This window comes from Patiriisocius sp., from assembly GCF_051252435.1.
GTDB lineage: Bacteria > Bacteroidota > Bacteroidia > Flavobacteriales > Flavobacteriaceae > Patiriisocius.
This window is the reverse complement of the sequence record NZ_JBPOFW010000001.1, coordinates 1,103,587-1,114,642: the sequence shown is the minus strand read 5'-3', so window position 1 is coordinate 1,114,642 and position 11,056 is coordinate 1,103,587. Positions and strand designations below refer to the sequence as shown.

The 11,056-nt window shown below is 34.3% G+C and carries 12 protein-coding genes; 5 read left to right on the top strand and 7 right to left on the bottom strand.

Annotated elements, in window-relative coordinates; translation table 11 throughout:
• Nucleotide 1 precedes the first annotated feature (1 nt).
• Nucleotides 2-379 (bottom strand): BlaI/MecI/CopY family transcriptional regulator, encoded by a 378-nt coding sequence (locus ACSHW7_RS04970; RefSeq protein ID WP_435678207.1) that lies wholly within the window; start codon nt 377-379, stop codon nt 2-4.
• A 117-nt stretch (nt 380-496) separates the two neighbouring features.
• Between ACSHW7_RS04970 and ACSHW7_RS04965 the strand changes: the two genes are divergently transcribed.
• A complete protein-coding gene (locus tag ACSHW7_RS04965) occupies nt 497-997 on the top strand; it encodes a DUF456 domain-containing protein (protein WP_435678206.1) in 501 nt (166 codons plus the stop codon).
• An 11-nt stretch (nt 998-1,008) separates the two neighbouring features.
• On the opposite strand, the gene ACSHW7_RS04960 is transcribed toward ACSHW7_RS04965, so the two are convergent.
• From ACSHW7_RS04960 to ACSHW7_RS04950, 3 genes are all read right to left on the bottom strand, one after another.
• The gene (locus tag ACSHW7_RS04960) at nt 1,009-1,566 is read right to left on the bottom strand and encodes a nitroreductase family protein (RefSeq protein ID WP_435678205.1); all 558 of its coding nucleotides are present in this window, start codon (nt 1,564-1,566) and stop codon (nt 1,009-1,011) included.
• Between the two features lie 108 nt (nt 1,567-1,674).
• The gene (gene hppD, locus ACSHW7_RS04955) at nt 1,675-2,838 is read right to left on the bottom strand and encodes a 4-hydroxyphenylpyruvate dioxygenase (RefSeq protein ID WP_435678265.1); all 1,164 of its coding nucleotides are present in this window, start codon (nt 2,836-2,838) and stop codon (nt 1,675-1,677) included.
• Between the two features lie 198 nt (nt 2,839-3,036).
• On the bottom strand, nt 3,037-4,359 hold the full coding sequence (locus tag ACSHW7_RS04950; RefSeq protein WP_435678204.1) for a sugar MFS transporter: 1,323 nt from the start codon (nt 4,357-4,359) through the stop codon (nt 3,037-3,039).
• 385 nt (nt 4,360-4,744) lie between these two features.
• Here ACSHW7_RS04950 and ACSHW7_RS04945 point away from each other — a divergent pair, with 385 nt between their 5' ends.
• From ACSHW7_RS04945 to ACSHW7_RS04930, 4 genes are all read left to right on the top strand, one after another.
• Nucleotides 4,745-5,143 carry a DUF1573 domain-containing protein gene (locus ACSHW7_RS04945; protein ID WP_435678203.1) on the top strand — a complete coding sequence of 133 codons (399 nt, stop codon included), beginning with the start codon at nt 4,745-4,747 and terminating at the stop codon, nt 5,141-5,143.
• 210 nt (nt 5,144-5,353) lie between these two features.
• Nucleotides 5,354-5,506, top strand: coding sequence for a hypothetical protein (locus ACSHW7_RS04940; protein ID WP_435678202.1), 153 nt, complete (start codon nt 5,354-5,356; stop codon nt 5,504-5,506).
• A gap of 51 nt (nt 5,507-5,557) precedes the next feature.
• Complete coding sequence (locus ACSHW7_RS04935) at nt 5,558-5,698, top strand: hypothetical protein (RefSeq protein WP_435678201.1); 141 nt, start codon at nt 5,558-5,560, stop codon at nt 5,696-5,698.
• A gap of 261 nt (nt 5,699-5,959) precedes the next feature.
• A complete protein-coding gene (locus ACSHW7_RS04930) occupies nt 5,960-6,184 on the top strand; it encodes a hypothetical protein (protein WP_435678200.1) in 225 nt (74 codons plus the stop codon).
• Between the two features lie 69 nt (nt 6,185-6,253).
• Here the strand turns inward: ACSHW7_RS04930 and ACSHW7_RS04925 are convergent, their stop codons facing one another.
• The 3 genes from ACSHW7_RS04925 to ACSHW7_RS04915 form a co-directional block, all read right to left on the bottom strand.
• Complete coding sequence (locus ACSHW7_RS04925) at nt 6,254-7,513, bottom strand: cation:proton antiporter (RefSeq protein ID WP_435678199.1); 1,260 nt, start codon at nt 7,511-7,513, stop codon at nt 6,254-6,256.
• Between the two features lie 98 nt (nt 7,514-7,611).
• Complete coding sequence (locus tag ACSHW7_RS04920) at nt 7,612-7,896, bottom strand: DUF2188 domain-containing protein (RefSeq protein ID WP_435678198.1); 285 nt, start codon at nt 7,894-7,896, stop codon at nt 7,612-7,614.
• 188 nt (nt 7,897-8,084) lie between these two features.
• Nucleotides 8,085-10,907: a P-loop NTPase fold protein gene (locus ACSHW7_RS04915; RefSeq protein WP_435678197.1), complete on the bottom strand. Its 2,823-nt coding sequence runs from the start codon at nt 10,905-10,907 to the stop codon at nt 8,085-8,087.
• Nucleotides 10,908-11,056 lie beyond the last annotated feature (149 nt).

Sequence of the window (11,056 nt, the reverse complement as noted above, 5' to 3'; positions counted from 1 at the left end):
GTTATTTTTCTTTATTGATTTCGTTCATAATGGCTTCCATTTCCTTTACAGAAATATCATTCTTTTTCATAAAAAAGGAAACCATACTTTTAAAAGAACCTTGGAAATACCCATCAACCAATTTATTGATAGACTGATTGCTGTATGCCTCTTTTTTAATAATAGGAAAGTAAATATGCCCTCGCCCTTCTTTTCTATACGAAACAAATTCCTTGCTCTCTAAAATTCTCACAATAGTCGAAACCGTATTTGTCGCCGGCTTAGGCTCATCAAATTGTGCGACAATTGCCGCAACATTGCCCTCTCCCAAGTCCCAAAGTATTTGCATGATATCTTCTTCGGCTTTTGTGAGTTGTTTATTTGTATTTGATTTGGACATAATTATCTTTTCTGAAATCAAACTTACAACTAAATATTTAGTTAAACTAATTTTTTAGTTGAAAATGTAACGTTATACTATTTCCGAAGTCTTATAAACATCATTTAACCATCAATTATGGATATTCTTTTCGTGGTCCTCGGATTTATTTTAATGCTTGTAGGAATTATTGGTAGTTTTTTGCCCGTATTGCCCGGGGTGCCGGTAAGTTGGCTGGGATTGGTCGCACTTTATCTTTCTCCAAAAATAGAATTTGACTGGACGTTTATCATCATAACTGGAGCAATCGCTATCGTACTATATATCTTAGATTATATTATTCCCGCTATTGGGACAAAAAAATATGGTGGCAGCAAGGCTGGGGTTTATGGAACTACAATTGGGCTTATTGTAGGGATCATCGCTCCCATTCCTTTTGGAATTTTAATGGGTCCTTTTCTAGGCGCTTTTATAGGAGAAATGATATTCAACAAAACCCAAAGTGATATTGCCATAAAAGCTGCCTTTGGCTCTTTTATAGGATTTATCGCATCTACATTTATGAAGTTTATGGCGACGTTAGTCTATCTAGGATTGTTTATTTATAAGGTCTTTGAATATAAAGAAGTTCTTTTCTGAAAATGAATAAACTATTGCAACCAAACGGTTTTTTCGTCAATCGCTGAATTCCTGTTTCCGGGTTCTAGTTCACCGTCATATTTTCCCATGTAGAAAAAACCTAAACACAGTTCGTTTTCTTTGAAATCAAAAAACTCACCCATGTATTTTATCATTCCCGGGCTACTCCAATAAGCTCCAATTTTTAAAGAATGTGCCACGAGCCACATATTTTGAACCGCCATTGCGGTTGCTGCAACTTCTTCCCATTCTGGGATACGTTCTTGGGCATCACGCTCTAAGCAAATTACGATAACGGCGCTGCTCTTTTCACATTTCTCTTTTATCTTTTTGTACTTAAACTCAGAAAATCTAGGACTTGTTTTCTTTAACGTTTCCGCTAAAAAATCTCCTAACGCAAGTTTAGAAGTGCCTTGGACTACTTTAAATCTCCATGGCTCTGTACGTTTGTGTGTGGGCGCCCAATTTGCCGCTTCCAATATTTGATTTAGTTCTTCTTTTGTTATAAGCTGGTCATTATACTGATCTGGAAATACGGAGCGACGGGTTTTTATGAGGTCTTGAATCATTATAGATTTGAGATATTAAATGTGAGATTTGAGATACACAAAAATAGAAAAACCTCTCCAATTATTTAAATTGGAAAGGTTGTATTGTTGTGGTTTTAAAATTATTAATTAAAGCGTTCCTCGCTTTTCTTGTTGTCTTTCAATGGCTTCGAATAAGGCTTTAAAATTACCCACTCCAAAAGATTGTGCTCCTTTTCTTTGAATCACTTCGATAAACATGGTTGGTCTATCTAGAATGTTGTTTGTAAAGAGCTGCAACAAATATCCTTCTTCGTCACGGTCTATTAGAATTCCGTGTTTTTTGAGGACTTCTACGTCTTCATCAATATCACCCACACGTTCTAGTATATCATCATAATACGTGTCTGGCACATATAAAAACTCTACGCCTCTATCTCTCATTGCTGAAACCGTTGCAACGATATCATCTGTCGCTAACGCTAAATGCTGAACGCCTGGCCCATTATAGAAATCTAGATATTCTTCAATTTGAGATTTCTTTTTCCCTTTTGCCGGCTCGTTGATTGGGAATTTGATGCGGCCGTTACCATTACTCATCACTTTACTCATGAGTGCGGTGTAGTCTGTTGCGATGTCATCATCTGCAAAACTGATGATTTGAGCGAAGCCCATTACCTCGGCATAAAATTTACACCACGTATTCATTTCATCCCAACCTACATTTCCTACAATGTGATCTATAAATTTTAAACCTACTGGCTCTGGATTGTAATGTGATTCCCATTTCGTGAATCCTGGCAAGAAAATACCGTTATAGTTTTTTCGTTCGATGAACATGTGCACTGTTTCACCATACGTATAGATTCCAGATTTAATAATGTAACCATTATCATCTTCTTCTCTGGTTGGTTTTAAAAAAGGTTTTGCACCTCTCTTTGTTGTTTCTGCAAATGCACTCGTTGCATCATCCACCCACAATGCTATTACCTTAGCGGCATCACCGTGTAAATTGATGTGGTCATTGATGGGTCCATCTTTTGTAAGTGGGGTTGTCAATACAAGTTTAATTTTGTCCTGACGAATTACATAAGACACACGATCTTTTAAACCTGTTTCAAGTCCTGCATACGCTTCACTTTGAAAACCGAAAGCGGTTTTATAAAAGTGTGCTGCTTGTTTTGCATTACCCACATAGAGTTCAACATAGTCTGTCCCTAAAAGTGGAAGAAAATCTTCGGCATCGCTGAAGAGTTTTTTAAGACCGTATTCGGTATTTTGTAAATCTTTTAAATTTTTAATTTCTGCTGCCATCATTTGTAGTTTTAGGCGAGTGGCTTAAATTATGTTCATGTTTGGCACATTTCCGAAGAAAAACAGAGAATTGCTAAACATCACTAAGTCACTTTCTTGTTACAAATATCGGAAATTTTAAATAACAAAAAAGATGAAAATCCTCTCTTCGGAAATATAACACGTTTGAAAATTTTTAAACAACAACTTATGCAGCACTTACATTTTAATGGGATGCACAGTTTTACGTTGTTTTACATATCCGAAGTAAAGAATATACGCATAACAAGCAATTACTAGGAAAAATGCAGGCTTATACCCTATTGAATCTGAAAGCAAGCCATAAGCCGGTGGAATAAATGCACCCCCAACAATCGCTATACATAACAATCCGGAAACTTGAGGTTTCAAATCACCTTGACCTTCTAATGTTAATGTGAAAATCGTTGGGAACATTATAGAATTGAACAATCCTACGGCAAGAATGGACCACATGGCCACCAATCCTGTGGTACTTATAGAGATTAAAATCATAATAACGGCAATCCCCGCAAATATGGCAAGTACACGACCTGGCCTGATTATCTTAGTAAGGTATGCTCCTATAAATCTTCCTACCATTGCACCACTCCAATAGATAAATACAAAAGCACCTACAATACCTTTAGGGTCAACTTCGCTTAAATCTTTTCCTTGCAAACTGGTTGCAATGCTGTTCATAAAGTCGTTTTCTACAACGGATTGTGCCAAATTCATATCCATAAAATAAAGTACCAAAAAGCTACCTATGGCAACCTCAGCACCCACATAAACAAAAATACCCAGCACTCCCATCATTACATATTTCTTTTTGAAAAGCTGAGAATACCCGTCTTTTGGACTTTCCTGTAATATTTTAGGTAATTTGATAAATACAAAAAGTAGCGCCAAAACCGCTATCGAAACTGCCAATACTATAAATGGTGTTGATACCGCGCCAGCCTCGGCAATGTAGTACGCTTGTTGTTCGTTTTCAGATAATGTTGCGATTCCCTCGCTGCTCATAATGGTATCACTCAATAAAAAAGAAGCTCCAATGATTGGCGCAATCGAAGCACCCAAAGAATTAAACGCCTGTGAAAGATTTAATCGACTCGACGAACTTTCTTCAGAACCCAATACCGCCACGTACGGATTTGCAGCAACTTGAAGAATGGTAATTCCGGCAGCCAAGGTGAAATATCCAAAGATGAAAATCCCAAAAACACGTTCACTTGCCGCTGGCGAAAATAAAAGACATCCTACTGCCATTGTTGCAAGTCCAAGGACAATACCTCTTTGATAACCTATTTTTGACAACAACCAACCCGCAGGAACCGAAAAGAAAAAGAAAGCTCCAAAAAAGGCAAACTGCACGAGCACGGCTTGAAAATTTGAAAGTTCAAAAACGTCTTTTAGTCTCGGAATTAAACTGTCCACCAAGACGGTTATAAATCCCCATAAAAAAAATAGCACTGTTACAATGATAAAAGCCGAGGTGTAATTTTTCTTAGGAGCGTCCATATATTTAGTTGGTTATCTATCAAATTTTATGAGTGTGTAAAACGTAAATGTATCTTTTTTTATAAATAATTCCCCTAAAAAAAATCTCCAAATCCTATATTTTAACTTTAAACGAAATATTATTGCCATTTTTCAAACCAAAAAAAGCTGAATTATTCTCAAAATCAAGATTTTTTTAAAATATAGGATGAGTGAAAATAAATATGAAATTTAATTACTTCTGAAATTTGACGCATATTATATTTAATTGAAACGAAAGTATTCAATTGTTTAAGATTTCAGAAATACATTTTAAAAACGACCTATTGTGTAGGATTATACTTCAAAACATCTTTATAAATCTCATTTTTACTAACTTTATTGATATTTAATTAAAATTTCAACTATGAAAAAAATATACCTCACGCTATTAACTCTACTATTTACATTTGCCATCCAAGCCCAATCTATGGAATCGCCTTTTGAAACCAAAGTAGGCCCAAGAATGAATCTCGAAAAAAGCGAATTCAGCATTGGTAGTGCTAATGTGGGAACAACAACCACCCAATCATACGAATTTATAAACGATGGCACCGAGCCACTATTTATTAGAGATTATGCTTCAACCTGCAACTGCGTAGTAATTAATCTGCCAAAGGAAGTTGCACCAGGTGAAAAAGCCCAAATGACCATCAAATTTACACCCACTCGTGCTGGTAATTTTAAAGAGACGCTCTATGTTAAAACCAATGTAAAGGAAAGACCTTTTATTATGGATTTTGGGGCAGTTGCCGTTGAGAATTAATCTTCTAGGTTGGTAAATCTTTGCACTCAGTTAAGTGAATGGTTGCGATTTAAGATAACCTCTTTTAGAATAGTTTAACATTTGCTGTTAAGGAATGCTAATATTCTTTAGGATTGCTTTTTGTATGTCTATTTTTAATCATACTACAAATTTCACTTACAACTATTTTTTTATTTTAAATGAAGTTAGAAAGTGATTAAAAACAAAAATATGGAAGACTCAAAAAAAATACCCGGACAAGATGAAGCTACAAGTAAAAAAGATAGCGCTATCAATAAAAAAGCAAACGAAGCTGATGGTCGTGAAATAAATCATCAAGTAGAACAAAGAAGAGAGCAACATCAACCAAGAGATAACGCCTAATGATTTAACTTATATCAATAAATAAGTTAGATTAAATTTATTTAAAAAAATATGGGAAAGAAAGATCAAATTAAAAAAGAGAATACACCCGATAAAGCCGAAAGTCTAAATCCAAAGACTGAAAAAGGCCCTCAAAAAGAGACGCACCAAAATCAGTATGGAAATAAGGACAAGGCAACTCGCGTACAGTAATAATATTTAATATATAACGGGCTAAATCTATTTTCTAGCTCTTAAAAATGATATCCAATATATAATTATAGTATGGAAAAGAAAACCCAAAAAGACTTAGAACCAGTAATCATTAATAAAAAAGATAATCAAAAAGCTGGTTATGGTGGGCGCGAAACTCAAAATACGGAGGAAGAATAGCTAACCATACGATAGTATCAATTGAGCTATATAAGCATAGCTTTTAATCAAACACCCAAATAAAAAAAAAGGGTAGTAAATATGAGCGCAAAAAATAAAATTACACCTATGTTGGATAAAGATAAAAAGAACGAGCAACAGATTAAAAATCAGGATTATCCCGGCGAACCCAATAGTAAGCCTGAGGATACAGACCCAATAAGCGAAGACCCAAAAAAAGTTCCAGAATCGAATGACCCAGCTGGATATAGCAAAGAGGGAAAAGTTAAAAAATCTCCCTACAAGAAAAAGGGAACTGAAGATTAAAGAATCACTTTTTATAAAGAAATGCCAGCTTTTTTTAGTTGGCATTTTTAGTTTCGACAAATAATAAGTTTAGTTTGTCTCTTTTTTATTAAAATAATCGATAACTCTTAGGCTGGTCAATCCATGAATTACGATACTAAATAGCACTACATAACTAACAATACCTACAAGCGTATCGTACTCTTTAAAATTTCCCTCTAGCATTGCGTAGCTTAAATAAAAGAAACTACCAATACCCCTAATTCCAAAAAAACCTATTGCCCATTTTTTCTTTTGAGAATAGTTATTTGTCAGCATTGCCAGATATCCAAATACGGGTCTTATTATTAGCACAAAAAGTAAGCTAACCAATATTCCCCAACCATCGGTGAAGGATAAAATACCACTCATTATAGATCCGCCAAAAAATATAACCCAAAGAGCTACAATCATTTTTTCGGTTTCTTCAACAAAAAGTAGCATAGTATCACTATTATTTGAGGAAGTATTCTTATTTTTTTTGTGATAATGCATCATTAATCCTGTTGCAAATACACTTAGAAATCCATAGGTATGAAGACTTTCGGCTATACCGTAAGAGAAGAACACAAGAGCAACAGCAATAAAACCATTAAGAATATATTTTTTACTTTCAGAAGAATGAAAATAAATGGCATAACTATAAATATATCCTATAATTGCCCCTAATAAAATACCCCCAATAATCTTATATATCACATAATAACCAAAAAAATGGGGCCAATCAATTGCCTCAAAATCCCCAGCCTGAGACCATACTATTGCCAAAAACACAAAAGGAAACGCCAAACCATCATTGATGCCCGCCTCTGCGGTAAGTGTGAAGCGCAGCCCAGTGTTTTTTTTATTAAAATGTTGTTGTCCCTCTAATTGCATTTCGCTGGCTAGAACGGGGTCAGTTGGTGCTAATACAGCGGCTAAAAGTAGAGATAAAGGACCGTTTAATTTCAGAAGAAAATAGGACAAACAAAAAATTGCAATCATGCACAACGGCATTGTAATTACGATTAACGAAAGTGGTCTTTTCCAATATTTCCAACTGTAAGAGGTGCCTATTTTTAAGCCGGCTGTCATTAAACTGATAATGACGATTACCTCACTCACTACTTTCCCAAAACTGAGCTCCCATAAAGGATCTGGCCATGGCAAAGGTGCTTTTAACCAAAATAGTACTGCGCCCAGAATTAATAATGGGATTATATATGTTATTTTTATTTTTTTTGAATATACTGGGATAAATGCCAAGAGCGAAATAGCAAAGCCCACATAAGCGAAGGCCACGAGATATTGTGGTATTTGTGAAGTGTCCAATTAAATTGAGTTAGCGCCTATAAATATACGCTCTTTTTAAGCATATTCTGACAAAAGAAAAATACCGATTTATTTATGTGTTGGAATAAACAAAAAAATCAATCATAGTTAATTCTATCTCTAATAGTTCCATCTGCCCTATGGATAATGACATCTGCTTTATGTTTTCGAGCAATAGTTTTGGCTCTATCAATGGCCGTGGATTGTTTTCTGTGTTTTGAAGTAATGCGTTTATTCCCCTCGCGTCGCACCGCCCAATCATCTTCATAAGGTACTACATGCTGGTGCCAAGTTCGCGGGCGTTTATTGAGTGATTTTAAAATGACTTCGATAATTTCTCGGATGGCGGAGAAGATGGATTTTTTTGTGGTTGAATTAGGCATTTTTTTTTCGCTAATGAAGGTTTTTTTGGTTTGATTCAAATATAGGATTTCGAGCGGGAGGAGGCAACCATTTTTTCTTACTTCTGAAATGTGACTGGTTTATTAAGATTTGTGAAGAAAATAAATGAGAAGCATTAAAAGAACGCACCACATCATTCCTTAAAACTATTTAGAGTTGAGTTGTCGTATTACAAATTACTGAATGTAAATCTTTTGACAAAGTAATAATGTTTTCTATATATTTCTTTCCTTTGCGTTAATAGTTGAGAGTTATTACTGTCAAACATTTTCATTAAGCTATATCTCAAATCGTCATTTTTCTCCGAAGTGAATGTACTTAGGTCTGCATATTCAGTATTAGATTCGTAAAGCCACTTTTCAAAGTCTTTTACAAGCTTTCTATATTTCCCCAACGGTAGTGCTATTAAAAACATAACGACTGAAATTTCGCCTTCTTCAATATCTTTAGCATATTTGAAATCCTCGTGGGCTTTGATGACTCTATAAATGTTTACAAAACGTTTTATTGCTCTAGGGTTAGTACCCAATATGTGTGACATGGTTTGTAGAATCTCAATTTCTTTATCTGAAAATTTTAAAGATTCTATGGTCTCTTTAATACTAATAGGGTTTTCATTGGATGGTTCATTTTTACCCTTCTCAGTCCCTTTTTTATTATTGCCAGTTATATTGATTGCCCCCTCTCTAGATTTTTTATTATCACTTTCTAATGTCTTGGGTTGCGACTCAGCAAGTGTTTTGAGCATGTGCTTCACACTATCATTTGAGGCCGATTTTAATTGGAAAGGCACTTGAAAAATTTTCTCTAAATACCCTGATGGCTCTATTGTTTCCACTTCTTGAGAGTCTCCATTACTAAATTGCAATTTATATTTTTTTGTCAGTGCATTTTTAACCCATCTAGGATCAACACCCACGACGACGACAAATAATGGATATGCCATTAACAAATTAACTGCTTCCAGCACTTGCACAACACGGTCGTCTGAGCAGCGATCTAAATCATCTATATATAGAATGATACGCTCTAAAGGTTTATTGAATTTTTTTTGAAATTCCTCAGACTCTTTTGATTTAATCAATTCATCATGATGACCACTGAACAGTTCGCTTAAAATTTCGAAATCTTTTCGGATCACCGAAACGATGCCCAAGTGTTTTTTATAATCGTCACTGACAGAGCGTTTTTCAATAAAGCTAAAAAGAGCTTCGGTTGTTAATGTGTTCTCTAGTCTGTATTCTATTTCTAACTTAGATTGTTCGGCCTGGCTTATTTGATTATTAATAGTTTCGATTTTGGTTTTATGGTTGTCTATTTCAAATTTTAGTGCTTTTTCGGCTTGATTTACTTTAAAAATAGCATCTTTTTTTTGTAATTCATAATCTTCTTTAATTTTCCAAAATGTTGAAATTAAAGGTTGTAATTGTTTAACTGTTTGATAGTTTCTAAAAATAAAACCTCCCACTATTGTGACAAAATACCAGGCTTTAGTTGGTATTTCAAAAGACGTTTCTCCTAAAAAAAGACCCATTAAGAATATAACTCCTTTGATTAAAATTATTAGAATAATGATGGAGCTAAGCCATAGAAGATTTGACTCCCAACTAGCGCCTTTGAAAAATGTTTTAACATAAGCTACTTTGGATTTTGTTTTTTTATAGAGTTTCGTTGGATCTTGCCAATATTCTTCAGGGACTATTTTACTAAATTTATCTGTAGATTTTTTGAAGGAGTCATTTGCCTGTAACGCATTAGACACTTTTTCTGAAATCATAAACGATGCATCTAGATTGTTCAGTACTTGCTTTATAGACTTACTTTTAATCGCATCAATTTTTTCTTTTAGTGTTTTTTCTGCAATTCCCTTTTGCGATTCTAATGTTTTTATTTTATTGTTTATGCTTTGCTTTTGATGTTCTAAATCTAGTATTTCATCTTGAGATATATTCAGTTTTTTTGTTAATGCCTTTTCAATTTCTTTTTTGTTGACACTTGCCAGTGTATCATTGGTAATATACTCTTGCAAACCCTCAAATATTTTTGTTATAATTCCTGCCCAGAGATTAGAGTCCATATACGACCACGCATTAAAATGAACATGAGCAATGCCATTACAATACGCATTATGTGACACCTCGTTTTGTGAAAGTTCTTGAATGCGCTCTTTTAATTTGCGCATAAAAAAACTTTTTCCAGAGCCCCATTTTCCCAGGAGTGCGATTGCCAAGGGAGGACTAAAACTTTTTGCTGACATTACTTTTGCAAAGGCATTTACATCTTTTGTTATGTCTAAGTAATCTATGCCAGAATCTGCGTCACTTATTAATCCCGCAATGGTTGTTATAATAATTTCTTCTTTTTCTAAATTGACCCCTTTCCCAATTGTTTTATTTGAAGACCCTTTTTTAAGAGATAAATCTTCGTTGAAACCCTCGGGGTCATTATCTTTTTTAGAAGATTTCTTGCTAAATTCTGTGTCAAATTGTACTTCATCTAGCTGTACTTCTAGGGATGTAATCTCAGGTATTTTATCAAAGAGTTTCTCACCTTCAGCACTTTTGGGAATAGATATATGGTAAATTATACCTTCGACAAATCTACTGAGCACATCTAACGTTATTGTAAAGCTTTCTATTAAAGTGAGATTGCCATCCCCTGTACCCATAAGTGGTACCCAAACATTCTTATTTTGTAAAATCCGTAAGTTATGCTCTATTGCATTGTATAAATTACTAGTAAGGTTTTCAGCCGTTGCACCACTGCCTACTGTAACAACAAACAATATTGCTTTTCTATTTTCTTTTTGTAAGAATGCATATCCTTTGCTAAGTTCTTTGGGATTTAAATCATTAAAATTATACCCATATGCATTTAAAACCTTCTTATTTAGTATACCTGGAGTTCCGTATTCATCAATAGATACAAGCGCAAGCTCACACTCGTTTGCGTGATAATTTAAATGGTATTGGATTGATTGTGGTTGTTGCATATTATAATTAAATTGAAATTCAACAATAGTAACTTTTGCTATCCATTTACATACTAACTAATCTCTTGGAAATGTGTCTATAATAGCTTTGATGATCAAGAGATTAATATTTATAGAATTTCTGTAGAAAAATGATGACAGAGTGAATT